We start from the raw sequence: 19123 nt of genomic DNA on the forward strand, positions 1-19123 counted from the left end.
CCCGCGGAGGCGCCTGGAACGGGAGCGGGTGGATAGATGCTGACGCGCTTCGTTCGGATCCAGCTGGCGGTTTTCGTGATCGCCGGAATCATCGGCGTGATCTCGATGGTCCTGTTCTACATCCAAGCGCCGACACTGCTGGGCATCGGCCGGATGACGGTGACGCTGGAGCTGCCGGCCACCGGCGGCCTGTACCGGTTTTCCAATGTGACCTACCGCGGGGTTCAGCTCGGCAAGGTCACCTCGGTGGGTTTGACGCCGACCGGCGCGAAAGCGACGCTTTCGCTTAGCACTTCACCTAAGGTCCCGGCGGACCTGACCGCGCAGGTGCTCAGTGTCTCCGCCGTGGGTGAGCAGTACGTGGACCTACGGCCCAAGACGAATTCGCCGCCATATCTGCACGACGGGTCGGTGATCGCCGTGCGCGACACGACAATTCCGCAGCCGGTCGGCCCGATGCTCGAGCAGGTCAACGCCTTGGTCCAAAGCATTCCGAAGACCAAGCTCGGCCAACTGCTGGACGAGTCCTTCCAGGGCTTCAACGGTTCCGGTTACGACCTGGGGTCACTGATCGATTCCTCGAAGACGCTGTCCCGCGACGCCAACGGCGTCGTGGATCGCACCCGAGCCCTCACCGAGGACACCGGACCGCTGCTGGACACCCAGGCACGCACCACCGATTCGATCAGAACGTGGGCGCATAGCTTCGCCGGCATCTCGGATACGTTGGTGAACAACGATTCTCACTTCCGCACCATCCTGGAGAAGGGTCCGGACGCCGCGAATGAAGCGTCGAGGCTTCTCGAACAGATCAAACCGACGCTGCCGGTATTGCTCGCCAACCTGACCACCATCGGGCAGATCGGCGTCACCTACCACCCTTCCATCGAGCAGCTGCTGGTGCTGCTGCCGTCGGGCGTTGCCATCGAAATTGCCGCTGCGGGTGAAAACCACCCCGACGGTAGGGCTTACGGCGACTTTGCGGCCACCGTCGACGATCCACCCATTTGTACGGTCGGCTTCATGCCACCCAACACCTGGCGCTCCCCGGACGACCTGTCCGATATCGACACACCGGATGGGTTGTATTGCAAACTGCCGCAGGATTCACCGATCGCGGTGCGCGGTGCTCGCAACTACCCCTGCATGGGCCACCCGGGCAAGCGTGCCCCGACCGTCGAAATCTGCAACAGCGACAAGCCGTACATGCCGCTGGCGATGCGCCAGCACACCCTCGGTCCCTACCCGCTGGATCCGAACCTGCTGGCCCAGGGTGTGCCGCCCGATGACCGGATCACCACCAATGACAGGATCTTCGGCCCGGTCGAGGGAACGCCGCTGCCGCCGGGGGCGGTGCCACGCGGTGCGCCCGCGGGGCCCCGGGGCGAGAATCCGCCACCGGGCACGGTGGGAGCCGCCGTCCCCCCACTGCCGTCGTCGGGACCAGCGCTGGCCCCGATGTCCAGAATGTCGGCGGACCTTCCGCCCATCGCGCCACTCGACGTCCCTGCGGCGGGAGAACTTCCCCCGCCGCCGGCCGCGCCGCCGGCACTGCCGTTAGCCCCGCTCGTCTCTCCGGCTCCCGCGCCGGCCGAACCTGCACCGGCCGATCCGGTACCAGCCGACACGGCCGGCGCGGGAGGACCCCAGGCCGCGCCAAGCTCGTTCGGAGCCAACGCATCCAAGCCCGCGCCCTCGGTCGTGGTGGCGAAGTACGATCCGCGCACCGGTCGTTACGTCGGTCCGGACGGGAAGTTGTACCAGCAGTCGGATCTTGTCGCTTCGAAAACGCCCAGGACGTGGAAGGACATGTTTCCCACCTGAATTCGCCAGGCGAAGCGGCCCCGGGGGTGAGGCGATGACGCTACGGCCGGCCGGTCAGGAGAGCTGGTCCAGGCGCAACGGCATCGTGATATCGAGCCAATTGTTTTGTCCGCAGGCACCGCTGGGGCCGACCGTCTTGTCCTTGCCCGAGAGGACCCGCGAGCCGATCTGGAATCCTCCATTGTCGTTCACGGGGAAGAAAAAGTATTGCTGCTGCCCGGGGAACGCGGTACCGTCCTCGCACCGCTCCCAGTTCGGCACTTCCCGTCTCACCTTCCACATCTCCCCATCGCTCAAATACAGGGGAGCGCTCCATCCCTGGTCGCTCGTCACGGTGCCGTGGCAATCCAAGGTGGTGTCGCACGTCGAGCTGATGGTCCACACTTGGTAGACCGTCGGTTCGCCGAAGTACTGGTCATTTCGCTGGGCCCAATCGCCGATGGACGTGACGCGGTACGTCCCGTTGAGGGCCACGTCTTCCTTGGTTATCGCCTGGGCTGTGGGCGCAGCGCTCAAACCGCCGAATGCGGTGGCAGCAACCAGCGTTGCGGTCATGAGTGTTTTGACTGAACGCATCAGGTGCTCCTCGAAGCGCATAATCCGAGAGTGCCTATGGGGCGCCTTTTCGCCGTCGGTTGCGGCGTTCTCGAGCGATGACGTTACACCGCTTCGGCCTGCCAGGTAATGGTTGGGACAAGATCCACCGCGCTCATCCGGACGGGTCGAATTTTGCAATCAACCACGCACCGCGGACTTTTTTCAGCGTGACCAGGACGCTGCTCTGCGTCTTCTCGGGATCCTTCTTGTGCACACTTGCCGTCGTCTGGTCGACGAAAACCAGCACGACTGCCGAATCGGGATGCAATTCCGAGACCGCGGCCCGAATCACCTTGGCGGACGCCGTCAATTGTCCCTTCTCCGCCACCGGCGCGACGACCTCGTCGGCGAATTTGCTGTAATAGGCCAGAAAGTCACCGGTGAGATGTGATTTCGCGTTGGCGAAATCGCGGTTCAAATGGTCGTAGGAATACGACAGCGCCGCCACCGCACCGTCTGATGCCGCCCGAATTGCCCGGCCCGCCGCCGCGTCACCGACCTGCTGGTCCGGCCGGTACACGAAGAAGTACACGCCCGCGGCGGCTCCCACGGCGGCAACCACCAACGCCGTCGCGACGATCGCACGCCACCGGGCCAAATATGGCCGGGCCCGGTGCCCGATCGCCGTCAGCCGGCCCACGCGTGCCGGTTCCTCGCCGCCGGGTGGCCCGTCGTTCTCCTCGGCGGATGAACTCTGGTCTCCGTCAATCTTTTCGGTGTCGTCCGGCGACGAGCCATGCTCGACAGTCATCGCAGGAATTCGATTTTCGACATCTTGAGCTGGCCGCCGTCGCGGTCCATGTTGACGCTGAGCCGAAACAAGGCCGGCGGCGGTTTGGCGTTATCCGGCCCCGTGGGAGTGGTTTTGGCCGCCACCAGCACGACTCCCGAATTTTCGCTCAACGATTGCACGGCGACCCCTTCGACGGTGACCGTGCTGCCGACTTTCGTCTCCTCGGCCTTGTTGACGATCAGGGTCGACAGCACAGCCAGCTGGTTCTTCTGGTCGCCGGTGGAGGCATCGATCGCGCGCTGGACATCCTCCTTGGCATGAGCGGGGTCGATTGACATGAAAGCCGTGATTCCTTGCCGGGCGGCCGCACTGAACTCCGCGGCGAGGTGGCGATTATGCACGGCGATGTGGTGCTGCCACAGCATGTAACCGGTCGCGGCGACAGAGGCCGTGAAGAGCACGGAGCCGACGCCGACCGCTACCGTTTTCCGCTTGGGACGCCGCAGCCACCGTGGGCGTCCTGGACGCCGCAGGCGTAGCCGCTTGCGGGTCTTCGCGGGGCGCTGCTCGGCGTCTTGGGAGGCATCGTCCTCGTCGTCCACGCTCCCGGTTTCGGCGGCCCGGCGCAGTTGCGACAGGCGTGCCCGCGCCGCCTCGGCGCGCGCTTCGGCCCGGGCAACTTCGTCTGCCGCCGCGTCCTCACGTGGGTCGGCGTCAGGCCCCTCCGGATCGTGCACGGAGAAGCAGCTTATCACCGCCGCCCGGGCTCAATGCCGTCGTCGGTCGGCCGCCTACGCGAGCCCTTACATGCGGAAACACTGCTCGCCGGGGAACGGGGCCAGGTGGCGTTTCGGCATGGCGCGGCCCCGAACACCGATCGGCCCAGGTGATCTTCTCCAACCAGGAGAATTTTCTTTTCAGGTGTGGCAGAGTAATCGGGTGCGATCAATCGTGGCTATGGTTGCCGCGTTGCTCGGCGCCGGGGTGGTGGCGGCGCCGCCAGCCTCGGCCGGGCCGACCGTCTGCGACTACCCCGCCTGCACCCCGGGCATCATGCCCCATCAGGTTCTCGGCGCACCGTGTGACAACACCACCTACTACGCCTTCGGTGTCGCCGACGGATACGTCTCCTTCGCCTCGGAGCCCGGTCGGCTGATGTTCTGCGGCTCGCCGAGGCGATACCAGCCGCGATGGTTCCGCTCACCGCCGATGGCGGGGGTCAAGGACGAAAACTCTGACTGCACGAATTATCTGAACTACGTCGCGCAGGCGCCCGATGGTCTGTTCCTGATCTGTATCGCTCACGACGGCATCTCGAGCTGGGTCCGCGCCGACACGTAGCCGCGGCGTTGTCAGTCGCGGGATGGTCGAGGCAAACCGAGCAGGCGCCGGCTCAAATCGGTAACCCGTTCGAGCAAGGTCTCGTCGTCGATGTCGGCCACCAGCGGATGCATGACCGCGGTGCTCAGCGCGCCGGAGAACATAGCGGCCTCGATCCGCCCGTCCAGGCCCGCATCGCTCAGCAGGACCCGGTACAGACGGTCCATGAAATGTTGAAACGGCTTGTGCTCGGCCAGTAGCCGGACGACGACGGGATCGAATTGCAGCGTGCGCACCAGCCGGCGGTCGCGAACGGCCATCTCAATCACGCCCACCAGCAACGCATCTCGCGCCTGGGGCCCGTCTTCGTACGCTTCGGCCGCCTCCAGCGCGGGCTCGAGCCGGCCTAGTTCGCGCTCGGTCACGGCGATCACGATCTGCTCTTTGGTCCGGAATTGATGGTAGACAGCGGCTTTCGTGATACCGACGGCATCGGCGATCATCTGCAGCGACGTACCGCTGACGCCGTGGGTGGCGATCAAATCCAGCGCGGCATCGAGTACTCGTGTCCGGGCCGGACTGTGCTCGATGAGCCAGAATTGCTCACCGGTGTCCGGCTGCCGCGCTGTTGCCACGCACCGAGACTAGACGACGCTATTGACCCTGGCTAGCCGATCGGCTAGCTTCGCTCACTAGCCGGGTTTCGGCGGCAGTTTCGTGCGGGGAAGGAGTGCCGATGTCCGACGTCGGCGGAAACGACGGGGGCGGTAGCCAATCGATGCGAACCGCCGCGCGACGAACCGATGGCGAGCTGATTCTGCTCTGGACGTTGCCGGCGGCACTGATCCTGTGGATCGCGTCCTTCTTCCTGTTCCCGGGGTTCAACCCGCCGATGTCACCCACCATGCCGGCCGAACAGGTGGCCGCGTTCTACCGCGATCCGGCGCATATTCCTCAGATCCGTTCCAGCATGATCCTGTTCAATTGGTTCGGCGTGTGCCTCGTGCCGATCCTGGCCCTGATCGTGCTGCAGATTCGCCGCATGGCGCATCGGACGCCGATCTTCTCCTATGCGATGCTCGGGTGCGCGGCCGGTGGTCCGACGTTGTTTCTCGTTGCCGACGTCTGCTGGCTGCTGGCCGCCTTTCGACCGGAGCGCAGCCCCGAGTTGACCCAGCTGCTCAACGATCTCGGCTGGATCACCTTCACCATTCTGGTCCCGTTCTTCATCGGGCAGTGCGTAATTCTGGCCCTGGCGATCTATTTCGACGACAAGTCGCGCCCGGTGTTCAGCCGCTGGGTGGCACACTTCAACCTGCTGGTGGCGGCCGCGCTGGTGCCGGCGTCCTTCGTCGGCGTGTCGTTGACCGGCCCGCTGGCGTGGGACGGCGTGCTGTCGTTCTGGGTGAAAAACGCCGCCATTGCCCTGTGGATCAGCGTGATGGGTGTTGTCCTGGGTCGAGCCGTTTATCGCGAGCGGGCCGAAAGCCGCGGCCGCCCAACCGAATTGGCTACCGCATGAGCGCGGTGATCACACCGCCGAAGTCTCCGGCCACGCCGCCGGCGGGCCCGCTGCATCACCGGATCGGGTGGCACCTGCGCCGCGATCCCAAGCGTGAACTGTGGCTGGCGTGGGGGGTGCTCATGGTCTTCTACGGCCTCTTTTTCCCCATGTTCTTCATCGTGGCGCAGGTCCAGCCGCCGCCGGAACCCACGTGGGATCTCGCGACACAGGTCCACTGGTTCGCCGAACGTCGCCTCGGCATACCGGTCGGCTTCGGCGTCATCTTCGCCATCAGCGGCATGATCGCGGTCAACAATGCCCTCATCGCCTATTCGATGCGGCGCATGTCGGTCAGCCGGGCGTTCGCTTACTCGTATCTGCTCATCTACTCGCTCAGCGCGGTACCCGGCATGCTGCTGCTCAACATCGCGCTGATCGTCGGCACGCTGCGACCGGACCGCGACCCGCGGGTGATCGGCTGGCTGTATGACTTCGCTTTCCTGTCTTTTGACGGAACGATGGGGGTGTTCCTGATCGGCTCACTGATCTGGATGGTGGCGATCCTGCTCGACAAGAATCGGGTGTTTCCCAAGTGGTTCGGCTATCTCAACCTGTGCAACGCGCTGACCGAGGTGGTCGTGGCGCCGTGCTGGATCTTCCGGCGCGGCGTGTTCGCGTGGGATGGCGAGATCGCGTGGTGGCTCGACATGGTCGTGTTCGGCATCTACCAGGTCACGTTCATCGTCATGCTGTTCCAGATGATCCGCCGCGAAGACTTCGGGACCGGCGTGCTGCCGGACCTGCCGCCCAAGACTGCGGTGGCGCAGTGACCGGCCTGGCCGGCAAGCCGGCCCGCGCGAGGGCTGTGCCGGGCCAGCCCGACATGTGGGCGTTCGTCCTGTTCGAAACCCTGGTGTTCGCCGCGTATTTCGGCTTCTACCTGTTCTCCCGGGGCCGCAACGCCGAGCTGTTCCTGCATTCACAGGCTCAGCTCGACCTGCGCGTCGGGGTGTTGAACACGTTGGTGTTGTTGCTCAGCTCATGGTCGGTGGCGCGGTGTGTGCAGTCGGCGCGCGCCGGCGCCCACCGGGCGGCGCTCCGGGATGTCTTCATCACGGCCGCATTCGCCGCAGTGTTCCTGTCGTTCAAGGTGTTCGAGTGGGCGCGACTGGTCCACGCCGGAAACGGCATCGACAGCAACGACTTCTTCATGTTTTATTTCTTCCTCACCGGCATCCACTTCGTGCACCTGTTGATCGGGTTCGTCGTGCTTGGTGTCATCGTCTACCAACTTCTGAGCCCGGCGCGGCGGGACCAAAACGTTGTCGAAACCTGCGCAACCTATTGGCACACCGTCGATTTCCTGTGGGTGCTGATCTTTGCGCTGCTCTACGTGGTGAGGTGAGCGAGTGAAACTCAACAAGAGGCTGTTGGTGGTCTGGGTGATCCTGGCCGCGCTGACCCTGGCCTATCTGGGGATAGACCACTCCGCCGGCGGATTGCTGAAGTCCAGCGCCGTGGTCACGTCGAGCGTCATCGTCATCGCACTGGTCAAGGTGCGCATCATCTTTCGCGAGTTCATGGAGGTGCGAGACGCCCCGGCCCTGCTGTGCCGACTCACCGACGCGTGGGTGGTGCTGATCGCCGTGGTCTTGCTCGGCAGTTACTTCGTCGGACTGCAGGTCCGCTAGCGCTCGCGACCGATCAGCCCCTAGGCGACCGGCGCGACCGCGTCGGCGGTGGTGAACGTCAGGTGCAGTTCGCTGAGGCCCCGCAGGATGTACGTCGGCTCGTAGGTGTAGCGGCGCTCGGTGGCCGGCCCGTGATGGGCTTCGTTGATTTCGATGTGCGGCATGCGGTCCAGGATCCGCTCGATGGAGACACGGCCCTCGACGCGGGCAAGCGGGCCGCCGGGACACGAGTGCACACCGCGGGCGAACGCCATGTGTTCGCGAACGTTCCTGCGGCGCAGGTCGAATTCGTGCGGGTTGTCGAATCGGCGCGGGTCGCGGTTGGCGGCGCCCGGCAGGATCATGACTACGGTGCCGGCGGGGATGTCGACACCGCCGATGCTGGTGGCCTTGCGGGCCAGGCGTGAGTCGCTCTTCACCGGGCTGTCCATGCGCAGCGACTCCTCGATGAAGCCGGGAATCAGGCTGCGGTCGTCACGCAACTGTTGCTGGATGTCGGGCCGGTCACCGAGCACCTGCAGGGCGGCGCTGAGCAGCTTGGCCGTGGTTTCCTGGCCGGCGGCGAAGAGGAAGGTCGCCGAGCGGACCACCTCGATCACCGGGGGCGTCGACCCGTCCGGGTACTTCGCTTCCGCGAGGAAGGTCAGCACGTCGCCGCGCGGCTCGCGGCGCCGATCCTCGATGTAGTGACAGAACTTGTCGTCGAGCCACTCAAGCGGGTTGATGCCCACCGACTCGTGGTCCAGCGCGCCCACGCGTGCCTCGGGCCGATCGGCGCCCAAGACCTTGCGGAACTCCTTGTGGTCCTCTTCGGGCACGCCGAGCAGGTCGGCGATCACCAGGGTGGCGAACGGCTTGGAGTATTCGGCGATGAACTCGCACTCACCGGTGCCGAGGAACTCGTCGAGCTGACGGTCGGCGAGGCGCCACATGAACTCCTCGTTCTGCTTCAGCCGGCTCGGGGTCAGCAGCTTGGCGAGCACCGATCGGGCTTTGGTGTGGTCCGGCGGATCCATGGTGACCATGTGCTCGAACATGGGGAAGGAGCTGCGGTGCGCGTCGATCTGGTCGCTGATGTCGTCGCCTTCGGGCGTGAAGGGCAGCGGCGGGAACGGCCCCCCGAGCGCGACGATGTTCGAGAAGGTGTCGGGGTCCTTATAGATCTCGCAGGCCTCGTCATAGCCGGTGACGGCGACGACGCCGTAGTGCGGCAGGCGCAGCACGGGGTTTTGGCTCCGCAGGTAGTCAAAGTATGGATGCGGATCCGGGACCAACGTCGGATCGGTGAAGAAGTCAATCGTCTCGAAGTTGCTCATCTTCAGTGCGTCCCCCTGGGCTGGGTCAACCGGTGGTGTTCCGGGGCAAGCGGTATCGCCGCGTGATTACGAGATCGAAAATATGCTGAGCACCTGCTTAGCATGGCGGTAATGTCAGGGTCAAGATCGCAACGCCGCGCCACGATACGATCCGTGTGGTCGGCACGGGATGGCACACAGTACGGAGCAGGGACATGACATCGGCCCGCAGGATCGGGGCGCCGGACGCGAAAAACCGTGGTCTGTTGCTCGATGCTGCCGAGCAGCTGATGCTCGAAGAGGGGTATGCCGCGGTGACGTCGCGCCGGCTGGCGGGCCGGGCGGGATTGAAACCCCAGCTGGTGCACTACTACTTCCGCACCATGGAAGAGCTGTTCCTCGAGGTCTTCCGTCGCCGGGCCGAAGAGGCCCTCGAGGTGCACGCGCAAATGCTGAAATTGCCACAGCCGCTGTGGGCGCTGTGGCGATTCGGCACCGACCCCGCCTTCACCCGGATTTCCATGGAATTCATGGCGCTGGCCAACCACCGCAAGGACATGCGGGCCGAAATCGCCTACTACGCAGAGCGTTTCCGCGAAGAACAGCGCCAAGCGGTGGCGACGGCGCTGGAGCGCTACGGCTCCCGAATCCAAGACGAGGGCCAGGACATCGACATCCCCCCGGTGGTGTGGACGGTGCTGATGAGCAGCCTCTCGCGCTTTCTGGTGCTCGAGCAGGCGATCGGCATGTCCGCCGGCCACGCCGAGACGGTGGAGCTGGTGGAAAACTATCTGCGCCGCCTGGAAGGCGAACCGCAACCGATCGAGGGTGTGCCGCAGACCTGGTTGGTTCACCAGTTACGCAGCGAGCAGAGCACGCCTTTGGGGCCGTCCTTGGATACGACGACGGCGCCGTCTACCGCCAGCTCACAGTGAAGCCCCGGCGTGCCGGGCTCCGTGCCCGTGCTCGCCACGACCATGGCGTAATGGTCGGGGTCCGACATGTCCAGATCGAAGCCCCACGGTTTGCCCGGGCCGAGGTCGACGTCGACGTGTGGCGTGAACGAATAGGGGTTGTGGCTGTAGTCGGAAAACTTGGCCGGCTGATGGTCCAGGTAATAGATGCTGGTGTAGATCGGATTCTGCGCGGTGACGGTGTATCTGACGTGATGCATGACGGGGTCATCGGCGTGTGCCCGCCCGCTTCCCGCCAGCACTCCCGCCGCGGCCAACAGACAGGCCAACGAGATGGCGGGGCCGCCGCCCAGCACCGTCTTCAAGTTGATGGTCATGACGCTCCTCCGGCTGCCGGGCGCGGTTTGGTGTTGCGGTTCATGACCCGTTCTGCGGCCTGCCAGTGTGGGTCGGCAACCCATAGTCGCGCAAAGGATGCTATCGCCTCATCAGGAGAAACTCCGCGGATTACGCGCTTTATCTCCGTCGCCGGGCGGCGGGCCAGCGACCTCGCGACCGCTCGCCATCCCTCGTCGGGTGCGTCGAAGACGGCGCGGGGCAGCACCCGGTCCACCAGGCCGATCCGCTCGGCCTCGGCCGCGCCGAGGGCGGTTCCCGAACCGGCCAACAGCAGCGCTTTGCTCTTTCCGACCAGCGCGGCCAGCCGCTCGGCTCCGCCCCAGGCCGGCATGATCTCCAGCTGCACCTGGTTGAAGGCGATCTTGATGTCGTCTGCGGCCACCCGGATGTCGGCGGCGACCGCGACTTCGGCGCCGCCACCGAACGCGTGACCGTTGAGCGCGGCGATGACGGGGGCGGGGAAGTCCGCGAGCTGGTCGCAGATGGTCCGCATCCGCCGGGCCATCGCCGCGGCGTCCGCCTCGGTCCGCAGCGCGCTCAGTTCCTTGAGGTCACCGCCGGAGACGAAGGCCTTGTCCCCGGCGCCCTTGATCACCAGCGCCTGCGCATCCGCCGCCGCGTCGAGCGCCTTCTCCAGCTGGTCCATGGTGTCCAGGCCAATGGCATTGCGCGCGTGGGGGCGGTCGATGGTGACCACGGCCAACCCGTCGTCGATCTCCAGGTCCACCATGTTCTTGTTATCGCTCCTCGGCACGAACCCGATATTGGCATTCTCTTTTCGCGAGAATAACATCATCGCTGCAGCCCAAGAACTTTCGCCGGCGAGAATTGAGGTGACTCGGTGCGGAGTCCCATCGCGGCCGCCACTGCGGTCCTGACCATTACCTTGCTCGCGGCGTGCACGTCGCGACCGCCGACCCAACTCGCCGGCACGGCATCCGTCACCGTCAACGGCAACGACCGGAATTTTCATATCGTCAAGTGCGGTCAACGCGAATGGACCCGGACGATCGACATCGGTAGCGATTTTGCCGGCGCCAAGCTCATCGTCGACGAGAGCGCGCAACCGGCGACGGTCGAGTCGGTGCACCTCCAGAATGTGGGTGGCTTCACCGGGATGTACTCGCGGGGCGGCGACGGGACCGGCGACCTGAGCATGACGGGTGACAAATTCACCATCAGTGGCACCGCCAACGGCTACAAGACCGACAAGCCCGGGGAACCGGCTACCGCCACCTACAAGATCTACGTGTCGTGCTGACCTCGTCGAACAGCGGTTCGGCGGGGGCACGTTGCGGTTAGGCGCCTGTAGAGAATAGTATTCTCACAAATCAAGAAGGAGGATTTCATGGGGCAGTTGTCGCACCGGGAAGACGTCCCGTTTCCGATCTTTGACGCGGATAACCATCTGTACGAGCCACCGGAAGCGCTGACCAAGTTCTTGCCCAAGGCGTATAAGGACTATGTCCAGTACGTGCAGGTCAACGGCCGGACGAAGATCGCCATCCGCGGCCAGATCAGCAACTACATTCCCAACCCGACCTTCGAGGTCGTCGCCCGGCCGGGTGCCTGGGAGGAGTACTTCAAGTTCGGCAACCCGGACGGCAAATCCAAGCGCGAGCTGTTCGGCGAGCCGATGCGCGCGATCCCGGCGTTCTTCGAGCCCGGCCCGCGGCTGGAGAAGATGAACGAGCTGGGACTGGACCGCACGCTGATGTTCCCGACGCTGGCCAGCCTGCTCGAGGAGCGGCTGCGCGACGACCCGGTCGCCATCCACGTCCTGGTCCACGCGCTGAACGAATGGCTCGATGAGGTGTGGGGCTTCAACTACCAGAACCGCATCTTCACCACCCCGGTCATCACCCTGCCGATCGTGGAGAAGGCGATCGAGGAACTGGAGTGGGCGGTCAAGCGCGGCGCCCGGGCCATTTTGATCCGCCCCGCGCCCGTCCCCGGCTTCCGCGGCCCGCGGTCGTTCGCGGTGCCCGAGTTCGACCCGTTCTGGGAAAGGGTCGTCGAGCACGACGTGCTGGTCGGCATGCACTCCAGCGACAGTGGCTACTCGCGCTACACCTCCGAGTGGGACGGCGCCGAACAGGAAATGCTGCCGTTCCAAACCAATGCGATGAACATTCTCAACGAGTGGCGGCCGATCCAGGATGCGGTGGGCTCGTGGGTGATTCACGGCGCGCTTTACCGCCACCCGAAGCTGAAGGTCGCGATCGTCGAGGCCGGTTCGAAGTGGATGACCCCGCTGCTGGACGGCTTGGCCGAGGTCTTCCGGAAGGCCCCGGAGGCCTTCCCGAGCGACCCCGTCGAGACGGTCAAGAACCGGATCCACGTCAGCCCGTTCTTCGAGGACGGCATCGATGACCTGATCAGCCTTGTCGGTGTGGATCAGGTCTTGTACGGCTCGGACTGGCCGCACCCCGAGGGCCTGGCGGAGCCGACGTATTACGTCAACGCGCTGTCGCACCTGTCCGTTGACGACCAGGCGAAGATCATGGGCGGCAACCTCGGTCGGCTCGTCACGGTGTGACCGAGCGGCCAGCCGGGCGGTGACGATGCAGAGCGCGAAGCGCGATGAGGAGGAGCCGGCCAATCGGATCTGGCAGACCATCCCCGAGATGGTCTTGAGCGCAGCGGACCGCTTCGGCGATGCGGAAGCAGTCGTCGACGGTCCGCTGCGTTTGACTTTCGCCCAGCTCGTCGAGCGAATTCGTTGCGCCGCGGGCGCTTTCGCTGGCCTCGGCATCGAAAAGGGCGACCGGGTCGCGATCTGGGCACCGAATTCGGCCGAGTGGATCATCGCCGCGTTCGGCTTGCTCACCGCGGGCGGTGTGCTCGTCCCGGTCAACACGCGGTTCAAGACCGAAGAGGCCGGTGACATCATCGGCCGCAGCAAGGTGAAGGCCGTCCTGGTCCAGAAGGGCTTTTTGGACCAGGATTACACCGCCCCCACCGGGGTGCCGGTCATCGACCTGAAGTCCGACTTCCTGTCCAGCGGTTCACCGTTCGAGCGTCCGGTGCGCGGCACCGACACCTCGGACATCATCTTCACCTCGGGCACCACCGGGCGCCCCAAGGGCGCAATGCTGAATCACGGACAGACGCTGCGCATGTACGAGGAGTGGGCGACGCTCGCGGACCTGCGCGAGGGCGACCGCTATCTGCAGATCAACCCGTACTTCCACACCTTCGGGCTCAAAGCCGGCCTCGTGACCTCTTTCCTGCGCGGTGCGACGATGCTGCCCGTCGCGGTGTTCGACGTCGCCACCGTCGTGAACCTCATTGAACGCGAACGCATTACAATGCTTCCCGGACCGCCGACGCTGTATCACTCGTTGCTGACGGTGGGGGACAAAGCCAAGCTGTCGTCGTTGCGTGCGGGGGTGACCGGCGCCGCCGACATTCCCGTCGAGCTGGTGCGGCGCATCCATGACGAGCTGCCCTTTCAGACGTTGATGACGGGTTACGGTCTGACCGAGGCCGGCAACGTCACCCTTTCGCTGCCCGGCGACTCTTTCGAGGATGTGGCCACCACCGCGGGCGTGCCGTGCGACGGGGTCGAGGTGCGCATCGCCGACGACGGCGAAGTGCTGGTCCGCGGCTACGGAGTCATGCAGGGGTACCTCGACGAACCGGAGGCCACCGCCCAAGCGATCGATGGCGAGGGGTGGCTGCACACCGGGGATCTGGGGGAATTCACCGAGGCCGGTCGGCTGCGCATCGTCGGCCGGAAAAAGGACATGTTCATCGTCGGTGGATTCAACGCCTACCCGGCCGAGATCGAGGGCTTCCTGCTCAGCCACCCGGCCGTCGCACAGGCGGCCGTCATCGGTGTCCCCGACGAGCGGATGGGCCAGGTGGGCAAGGCCTTCGTGGTCCGTAACGCCGATATCAGCGCCGAAGAGCTGATCGGCTGGTGCCGGGACCGGATGGCCGGGTTCAAAGTGCCGCGCGCGGTAGAGTTCCTTGATTCACTTCCACTCAACGCCACGGGGAAAGTGATGAAGGACCAACTGCGGTGAACAACGCCGACATTCATTCGATGGTGATTGCGTCGGACTATCGCGTCCCCGACCCGACCCGGGTCTGGCCGTTGCTGGAACGCAATAAGGCCGCCCTGGCCGACATCGGTGCGCACCATGTGCTCGTCTACACCTCGACACATGACCATGGGCGGGTGTTGGTGATGATCGGCGTCCACAGCCGGGAGCCGATCGTGGAGCTGTTGCGCTCACGGGTCTTCTTCGACTGGTTCGACGAGGCCGGCGTCGAGGACATACCCGCGGTCTTCGCCGGCGAGATCGTCGACAGGTTCATCGCGCAGCCACCGAAAACCCCCGCGGCACCGGGCGTCGTGGTGGCCGCCATCGCGTCGGTCAACGACGTTTCGGCTCTCACCAGCGAAGTGTCTTCGGCCATGGACAGATTCGTCGCGGCCGGCGTTCAAAAGACTTGGGTTTTCCAGGCTTTCGACGATGAGCATGAGGTGCTGATCATGTCAGAGCTGCCCGACGAAGCGAGCGCCCAGCGATGGATCGACCATCCCGACGCTGCGGCTGAATGGTTGTCCGGCGCCGGAGTGGGTGCCTATCCGCCGATATTCGTCGGCCGACTCTTCGACATGATGCGCATCGGGGCGGACTGAGGGCTCGCCGGTGTTCGTATGCCTGTGTAACGGCGTCACCAGCCAAACCGTGACCGAGGCCGTGGAATGCGGGGCGTCGACGACCAAGGAAGTCGCCCAGGCCTGCGGAGCGGGCGCCGACTGCGGTCGCTGCCGGCGCACGGTGCAGGCCATCCTGCGCTCCTCCAGCCCGGAGCGAACTCCGAACTCGCGCTAGGGCGTCAGCGCCGAGGGCTGCCGTCCGGTGACGTCGGTCGGACGAGTTCGACGAGCAGGTTGGGGATTTCGAGCCGGGGCAAGATCACTTCGACGAACACCATGCGGTCCTGGTTTTGCGCCGCTGCGGTCAGGGCGTCGTCGAGCTCGCCGTAGGTCTGCACCCGAAACGACAAGTGGTCGGTAACGCCCAGCGCCCGGGGTACGTCCGTCCACTGCCAGCTCACGATGTCGTTATAGGGCGCGGTCTGGCCGTGGATCGCCCGCTCGATCGTGTAGCCGTCGTTGTTGACCACCACGATGACGGGGGACAGGCCCTCGCGCGAAAAGGCGCCCAGCTCCTGGACGGTCAGTTGCGCGGCGCCGTCGCCAATGATCAACACCGTCCTGCGGTCGGGGTGCGCCACGGCCGCCCCCAGCGCGGCGGGCAACGTGTAACCGATTGAGCCCCATAGTGGTTGACCGATGAACGTAACGCCCTGCGGCAACCGGTGGTCGGCCATGCCATAAAAAGAGGTGCCCTGGTCGGCGAGCACCACGTTGCCCGGTGTGAGGGCCACACACAGGCGGTCCCACAGCATCTTCTGGGTCAGCGGTTCGTCGCGGTGCGGGGGCGGCGGCAGCGGCTCGGCCGGCGGCGATACCACCGGCGGCGACGAGACACCGCGCCGGGCCACGATGGTGGCCAGCGCGTCGAGCGCGGCGCCCATTTCCAACGGCGCGAAGACTTCCCCGGCCACGCTGCTCTGATACTGGCCCACGTCGATGGTCCGGGCCGGGTCGATGCGCTGGCTGAAGAAGCCGCTGACCATGTCGGTGAACACCACGCCGGCGGTCACCAGCACGGGCGCGTCTTCGATCGCGGCGCGCACCGCCGGCGCGCTGGCCGACCCGGCGTAGATGCCCAGGAAGTTGGGTGAGCTCTCGTCGAGCAGGCTCTTGCCCCACATCAACGTGGCGTGCGGCACCACGTCGGCGGCCAGCAGCGCCTCGAGTTCCTTGATCGCCTGCAGCCGGTGCACCAGCAGGTCGGCGAGCACCGTGATCTGGTGGTCGCCGATGAGTGCGCTCGCCGCCTCGACGAACATCGCCAGGGCACGGGGACTGGTGCCACCGGTGTAGCGGGGCAACGGCGCCTCCGGCGGCTCGGTAGGGAAGCGCGCCACGTCGGTGGACAGCAGGATATATCCGGGGCGCTTCTGCTCACGCACCTCCGACAACACCCGGTCGATCTCGCGGCGGGCCGTTGCGGGCATGAGATTGGTTTGGGCGCAAGTGATTTCGCGACTGACCCGGAAGAAGTGCTCGAAGTCCCCGTCGCCGAGCGAATGGTGCAGCGCGCGGCGGGTGCCCTGGGCGTCCTTGGACGGGCCGCCGACGATGTGCACGACGGGTACCTGTTCGGCGTAGCTGCCCGCGATCGCGTTGGCCGCCGAGAGCTCGCCGACGCCGAATGTCGTTACCAAAGCCGACATTCCGCGCAGGCGACCGTATCCGTCGGCGGCGTAGCCGGCGTTGAGTTCGTTGGCGTTGCCGACCCAGCGGATGCGGGGATGGGCGATGATGTGGTCGAGGAATTCCAGGTTGTAATCGCCGGGAACACCGAAGATCTCCGAGACGCCGAGCTCGGCGAGACGGTCCAACAGGTAGTCACCGACGGTGTATGCGGTATCGGTCGCGGCATCAGTCACTCCCACGACGGTACGCTCGAAGTCCAATCCGTTCCGGGTGAGACGCCGTGCCAGTATCGTGCGGGCCATGGCACTCAAAGAATCCCGCGACATCGTCATCGAAGCCAGTCCCGACGAGATTCTGGACGTCATCGCCGACTTCGAAGCGATGCCCGACTGGTCGGAGCCGCATCAGAGTGCGGAGATCCTCGACACCGGCGACGACGGGCGCCCCCGCCAAGTGCGGATGAAGGTCAAGGTCGCCGGGATCACCGACGAACAGGTGGTGGCCTACACCTGGGGCGACAACGTGGTGAGCTGGAAGCTGGTCAGCTCCTCGCAGCAGAAGGCGCAGGACGGGAAGTACACCCTGGTGCCGCAGGGCGAGGGGACCCTGGTCAAGTTCGAGTTGCTGGCCGACCCGAACGTGCCGCTGCCGGGCTTTGTGCTCAAGCGTGCCGTGAAGGGAACCATCGATTCGGCGACCAAGGCGCTGCGCGAGCGGGTGCTCCAGGTAAAGAAGGGTAACTAGCCGCCGTGGGCGGTGGCGGGCCGCTGGCGGGGGTGCGCGTCATCGAACTCGGCGGCATCGGGCCCGGGCCGCACGCGGGAATGCTGCTCGCCGACTTGGGTGCCGACGTGGTGCGGGTGCGCCGGCCCGGCGGCGTGGCGATCGCGAGCGCGGCGAAGCCGGGCGAAGCGGGTCGCCACCAAACAGGCGTGGCGATCGCGAGCGCGGCGAAGCCGGGCGAAGCGGGTCGCCACCAAACAGGCGTGGCGATCGCGAGCGCGGCGAAGCCGGGCGAAGCGGGTCGCCACCAAACAGGCGTCGCGATGCCGGCCGAGAGTCGCGACCTGCTGCACCGCGGCAAGCGCATCGTCGACCTGGACGTCAAGGCGCGTCCGCAGGCGCTGCTGGGCCTGGCCGCCAAGGCCGACGTGCTGCTGGACTGCTTCCGGCCCGGAACCTGCGAGCGACTCGGCATCGGGCCCGACGACTGCGCGGCGCTCAACCCGCGGCTGATCTACGCCCGGATGACCGGCTGGGGCCAGCACGGCCCGCTGGCCGCGACCGCCGGCCACGACATCAATTACCTGGCGCAGACCGGTGCGTTGTCGGCGCTGGGCTACGCCGACCGGCCACCGATGCCGCCGCTGAACCTGGTCGCCGACTTCGGCGGCGGCTCGATGCTGGTGGTGATCGGCATCGCGGCCGCCCTCTACGAACGCGAACGCTCGGGCACCGGGCAGGTGATCGACGCGGCGATGGTCGACGGTGTCAGCCTGCTGTCCCAGATGATGTGGACCATGAAGTCCACTGGGGCACTGCGCGACCGGCGCGAATCGTTTCTGCTCGACGGTGGCGCCCCGTTCTACGGCTGCTACGAGACCGCCGACGGTAAGTACGTCGCCGTCGGCGCCATCGAGCCGCAATTCTTCGCGGCGTTGCTCGATGGGCTTGGCCTGTCACCCGATGACGTGCCCGCCCAACACGACAAAGCTTCCTATCCGCGGATGCGCGAGATCTTCACCCGGCGGTTCGCCGGGCGCACGCGCGACGAGTGGGCACAGACGTTCGCCGGCACCGACGCGTGCGTCACCGCAGTGCTGACGTGGAGCGAGGCCGCCACCGACGAGCACTTGCGGGCGCGGTCCACGGTCATCACCGCCCACGGCGCCGACCAGGGCGCGCCCGCCCCGCGCTTTTCGCGGACCCCGGCCGGGCCGGTCGGACCACCCCCGGCGACGACCACGCCGCTTGCCGAAATCAACTGGTAGGTAACTGTTTACGCCGAATCCGTCCGTAGCGAGATCGGCGTTGCTAAGTTGATGTTCAGTGGCCGTAAAAGCATCACGGGAATTCGTCGTCAACGCGCCGCCAGAAGTGGTCATGGAGGCGCTGACAGACGTCGGCGTCCTGTCATCGTGGTCGCCGCTGCACAAACACATCGAAGTGATCGACCGTTATCCCGACGGCCGGCCCCACCATGTCAAGACCACCATCAAGATCCTCGGGCTGGTCGACAAAGAGGTCCTGGAATATCACTGGGGCCCCGATTGGGTCGTCTACGACGCCACGGGGACCTCGCAGCAGCACGGGCAGCACGTCGAATACACCCTCAAACCCGAAGGGATCGACCAGACTCGGGTGCGCTTCGACATCACCGTCGAACCCGGCCGGCCCATGCCCGCGTTCATCGTGCGACGGGCCGCCGAGAGCGTTCTCGACGCCTCGATGAAGGGGTTGCGCGACCTGGTCTCGGGCTACAGGGAGTCCCCCGGCGCCGAATAGCCTTCGCCGGTGGCTGCGCTGGCGTTAACTTAGT

The 19123-nt window shown here is 65.7% G+C and carries 23 protein-coding genes; 15 read left to right on the forward strand and 8 right to left on the reverse strand.

The annotated features are described in order from the left end of the window. Nucleotides 1-36: 36 nt before the first annotated feature. Nucleotides 37-1824: an MCE family protein gene (locus DQP58_RS13350; RefSeq protein ID WP_112708843.1), complete on the forward strand. Its 1788-nt coding sequence runs from the start codon at nucleotides 37-39 to the stop codon at nucleotides 1822-1824. 54 nt (nucleotides 1825-1878) lie between these two features. On the opposite strand, the gene DQP58_RS13355 is transcribed toward DQP58_RS13350, so the two are convergent. The 3 genes from DQP58_RS13355 to DQP58_RS13365 form a co-directional block, all read right to left on the reverse strand. Next, nucleotides 1879-2400 (reverse strand): hypothetical protein, encoded by a 522-nt coding sequence (locus DQP58_RS13355; protein ID WP_112708872.1) that lies wholly within the window; start codon nucleotides 2398-2400, stop codon nucleotides 1879-1881. A 133-nt stretch (nucleotides 2401-2533) separates the two neighbouring features. Further along, the gene (locus DQP58_RS13360; protein WP_112708844.1) at nucleotides 2534-3172 is read right to left on the reverse strand and encodes a hypothetical protein; all 639 of its coding nucleotides are present in this window, start codon (nucleotides 3170-3172) and stop codon (nucleotides 2534-2536) included. Further along, nucleotides 3169-3891 (reverse strand): hypothetical protein, encoded by a 723-nt coding sequence (locus DQP58_RS13365; RefSeq protein ID WP_112708845.1) that lies wholly within the window; start codon nucleotides 3889-3891, stop codon nucleotides 3169-3171. The genes DQP58_RS13360 and DQP58_RS13365 overlap by 4 nt, the downstream gene beginning before the upstream one ends. Nucleotides 3892-4111: 220 nt before the next feature. On the opposite strand from DQP58_RS13365, the gene DQP58_RS13370 reads away from it, so the two are divergent. Then, nucleotides 4112-4495 carry a hypothetical protein gene (locus DQP58_RS13370; RefSeq protein WP_197497979.1) on the forward strand — a complete coding sequence of 128 codons (384 nt, stop codon included), beginning with the start codon at nucleotides 4112-4114 and terminating at the stop codon, nucleotides 4493-4495. An 11-nt stretch (nucleotides 4496-4506) separates the two neighbouring features. Here the strand turns inward: DQP58_RS13370 and DQP58_RS13375 are convergent, their stop codons facing one another. Next, nucleotides 4507-5109, reverse strand: a complete 603-nt coding sequence (locus tag DQP58_RS13375; protein ID WP_112708846.1) for a TetR/AcrR family transcriptional regulator — start codon at nucleotides 5107-5109, stop codon at nucleotides 4507-4509. A gap of 101 nt (nucleotides 5110-5210) precedes the next feature. Here DQP58_RS13375 and DQP58_RS13380 point away from each other — a divergent pair, with 101 nt between their 5' ends. From DQP58_RS13380 to DQP58_RS13395, 4 genes are read left to right on the forward strand one after another with little or no spacing between them, the layout of a single operon-like run. Further along, nucleotides 5211-5996 carry a hypothetical protein gene (locus DQP58_RS13380; protein WP_112708847.1) on the forward strand — a complete coding sequence of 262 codons (786 nt, stop codon included), beginning with the start codon at nucleotides 5211-5213 and terminating at the stop codon, nucleotides 5994-5996. Beyond that, on the forward strand, nucleotides 5993-6808 hold the full coding sequence (locus DQP58_RS13385; RefSeq protein ID WP_112708848.1) for a hypothetical protein: 816 nt from the start codon (nucleotides 5993-5995) through the stop codon (nucleotides 6806-6808). The genes DQP58_RS13380 and DQP58_RS13385 overlap by 4 nt, the downstream gene beginning before the upstream one ends. Then, nucleotides 6805-7383, forward strand: coding sequence for a cytochrome c oxidase subunit 3 family protein (locus DQP58_RS13390; protein ID WP_112708849.1), 579 nt, complete (start codon nucleotides 6805-6807; stop codon nucleotides 7381-7383). The genes DQP58_RS13385 and DQP58_RS13390 overlap by 4 nt, the downstream gene beginning before the upstream one ends. A 4-nt stretch (nucleotides 7384-7387) precedes the next feature. Continuing rightward, on the forward strand, nucleotides 7388-7669 hold the full coding sequence (locus DQP58_RS13395) for a cytochrome C oxidase subunit IV family protein (protein WP_112708850.1): 282 nt from the start codon (nucleotides 7388-7390) through the stop codon (nucleotides 7667-7669). A 20-nt stretch (nucleotides 7670-7689) separates the two neighbouring features. Here DQP58_RS13395 and DQP58_RS13400 read toward each other — a convergent pair whose 3' ends face one another. Beyond that, nucleotides 7690-8985 carry a cytochrome P450 gene (locus tag DQP58_RS13400; RefSeq protein WP_112708851.1) on the reverse strand — a complete coding sequence of 432 codons (1296 nt, stop codon included), beginning with the start codon at nucleotides 8983-8985 and terminating at the stop codon, nucleotides 7690-7692. Nucleotides 8986-9179: 194 nt separating this feature from the next. Between DQP58_RS13400 and DQP58_RS13405 the strand changes: the two genes are divergently transcribed. After that, the gene (locus DQP58_RS13405; protein ID WP_112708852.1) at nucleotides 9180-9899 is read left to right on the forward strand and encodes a TetR/AcrR family transcriptional regulator; all 720 of its coding nucleotides are present in this window, start codon (nucleotides 9180-9182) and stop codon (nucleotides 9897-9899) included. On the opposite strand, the gene DQP58_RS13410 is transcribed toward DQP58_RS13405, so the two are convergent. Together DQP58_RS13410 and DQP58_RS13415 are read right to left on the reverse strand one after the other, a co-directional pair. Continuing rightward, complete coding sequence (locus DQP58_RS13410; RefSeq protein ID WP_112708873.1) at nucleotides 9815-10180, reverse strand: hypothetical protein; 366 nt, start codon at nucleotides 10178-10180, stop codon at nucleotides 9815-9817. The two genes, DQP58_RS13405 and DQP58_RS13410, sit on opposite strands and share 85 nt — an antisense overlap. A 71-nt stretch (nucleotides 10181-10251) precedes the next feature. Further along, a complete protein-coding gene (locus tag DQP58_RS13415; protein WP_112708874.1) occupies nucleotides 10252-11007 on the reverse strand; it encodes an enoyl-CoA hydratase/isomerase family protein in 756 nt (251 codons plus the stop codon). Between the two features lie 111 nt (nucleotides 11008-11118). Here DQP58_RS13415 and DQP58_RS13420 point away from each other — a divergent pair, with 111 nt between their 5' ends. The 5 genes from DQP58_RS13420 to DQP58_RS13440 all read left to right on the forward strand — a co-directional run bounded on the left by DQP58_RS13420 (nucleotide 11119) and on the right by DQP58_RS13440 (nucleotide 15127). Then, nucleotides 11119-11538 carry a lipoprotein LpqH gene (locus tag DQP58_RS13420; RefSeq protein WP_112708853.1) on the forward strand — a complete coding sequence of 140 codons (420 nt, stop codon included), beginning with the start codon at nucleotides 11119-11121 and terminating at the stop codon, nucleotides 11536-11538. Nucleotides 11539-11625: 87 nt separating this feature from the next. Next, nucleotides 11626-12816 carry an amidohydrolase family protein gene (locus DQP58_RS13425; RefSeq protein ID WP_066864260.1) on the forward strand — a complete coding sequence of 397 codons (1191 nt, stop codon included), beginning with the start codon at nucleotides 11626-11628 and terminating at the stop codon, nucleotides 12814-12816. Between the two features lie 25 nt (nucleotides 12817-12841). Continuing rightward, nucleotides 12842-14308: a FadD3 family acyl-CoA ligase gene (locus DQP58_RS13430; protein ID WP_112708875.1), complete on the forward strand. Its 1467-nt coding sequence runs from the start codon at nucleotides 12842-12844 to the stop codon at nucleotides 14306-14308. After that, the gene (locus tag DQP58_RS13435; protein ID WP_112708854.1) at nucleotides 14305-14931 is read left to right on the forward strand and encodes a fatty-acid--CoA ligase; all 627 of its coding nucleotides are present in this window, start codon (nucleotides 14305-14307) and stop codon (nucleotides 14929-14931) included. Before DQP58_RS13430 ends, DQP58_RS13435 begins: the two co-directional genes overlap by 4 nt. A 10-nt stretch (nucleotides 14932-14941) precedes the next feature. Then, a complete protein-coding gene (locus tag DQP58_RS13440) occupies nucleotides 14942-15127 on the forward strand; it encodes a (2Fe-2S)-binding protein (protein WP_066880519.1) in 186 nt (61 codons plus the stop codon). A 4-nt stretch (nucleotides 15128-15131) separates the two neighbouring features. On the opposite strand, the gene DQP58_RS13445 is transcribed toward DQP58_RS13440, so the two are convergent. Next, nucleotides 15132-16817, reverse strand: coding sequence for an alpha-keto acid decarboxylase family protein (locus DQP58_RS13445; RefSeq protein WP_112708876.1), 1686 nt, complete (start codon nucleotides 16815-16817; stop codon nucleotides 15132-15134). Between the two features lie 67 nt (nucleotides 16818-16884). Between DQP58_RS13445 and DQP58_RS13450 the strand changes: the two genes are divergently transcribed. From DQP58_RS13450 to DQP58_RS13470, 3 genes are read left to right on the forward strand one after another with little or no spacing between them, the layout of a single operon-like run. Further along, nucleotides 16885-17328, forward strand: coding sequence for an SRPBCC family protein (locus DQP58_RS13450; RefSeq protein ID WP_112708855.1), 444 nt, complete (start codon nucleotides 16885-16887; stop codon nucleotides 17326-17328). A gap of 5 nt (nucleotides 17329-17333) precedes the next feature. After that, a complete protein-coding gene (locus tag DQP58_RS13465) occupies nucleotides 17334-18575 on the forward strand; it encodes a CaiB/BaiF CoA transferase family protein (RefSeq protein ID WP_240629808.1) in 1242 nt (413 codons plus the stop codon). 58 nt (nucleotides 18576-18633) lie between these two features. Next, on the forward strand, nucleotides 18634-19089 hold the full coding sequence (locus tag DQP58_RS13470) for an SRPBCC family protein (RefSeq protein WP_112708856.1): 456 nt from the start codon (nucleotides 18634-18636) through the stop codon (nucleotides 19087-19089). Nucleotides 19090-19123: the final 34 nt, after the last annotated feature.

This window comes from Mycobacterium colombiense (genome assembly GCF_003284975.1).
GTDB classification, from domain to species: Bacteria; Actinomycetota; Actinomycetes; order Mycobacteriales; family Mycobacteriaceae; genus Mycobacterium; species Mycobacterium europaeum_A.

Excerpts from the sequence above, each read along its gene's own strand:
- DQP58_RS13350 (WP_112708843.1), top strand. The coding sequence starts at position 37 with ATGCTGACGCGCTTCGTTCGGATCCAGCTGGCGGTTTTCGTGATCGCC.
- DQP58_RS13355 (WP_112708872.1), bottom strand. The coding sequence starts at position 2,400 with ATGCGTTCAGTCAAAACACTCATGACCGCAACGCTGGTTGCTGCCACC.
- DQP58_RS13360 (WP_112708844.1), bottom strand. The coding sequence starts at position 3,172 with ATGACTGTCGAGCATGGCTCGTCGCCGGACGACACCGAAAAGATTGAC.
- DQP58_RS13370 (WP_197497979.1), top strand. The coding sequence starts at position 4,112 with ATGGTTGCCGCGTTGCTCGGCGCCGGGGTGGTGGCGGCGCCGCCAGCC.
- DQP58_RS13380 (WP_112708847.1), top strand. The coding sequence starts at position 5,211 with ATGTCCGACGTCGGCGGAAACGACGGGGGCGGTAGCCAATCGATGCGA.
- DQP58_RS13385 (WP_112708848.1), top strand. The coding sequence starts at position 5,993 with ATGAGCGCGGTGATCACACCGCCGAAGTCTCCGGCCACGCCGCCGGCG.
- DQP58_RS13400 (WP_112708851.1), bottom strand. The coding sequence starts at position 8,985 with ATGAGCAACTTCGAGACGATTGACTTCTTCACCGATCCGACGTTGGTC.
- DQP58_RS13405 (WP_112708852.1), top strand. The coding sequence starts at position 9,180 with ATGACATCGGCCCGCAGGATCGGGGCGCCGGACGCGAAAAACCGTGGT.
- DQP58_RS13415 (WP_112708874.1), bottom strand. The coding sequence starts at position 11,007 with ATGGTGGACCTGGAGATCGACGACGGGTTGGCCGTGGTCACCATCGAC.
- DQP58_RS13425 (WP_066864260.1), top strand. The coding sequence starts at position 11,626 with ATGGGGCAGTTGTCGCACCGGGAAGACGTCCCGTTTCCGATCTTTGAC.
- DQP58_RS13430 (WP_112708875.1), top strand. The coding sequence starts at position 12,842 with ATGCAGAGCGCGAAGCGCGATGAGGAGGAGCCGGCCAATCGGATCTGG.
- DQP58_RS13450 (WP_112708855.1), top strand. The coding sequence starts at position 16,885 with ATGGCACTCAAAGAATCCCGCGACATCGTCATCGAAGCCAGTCCCGAC.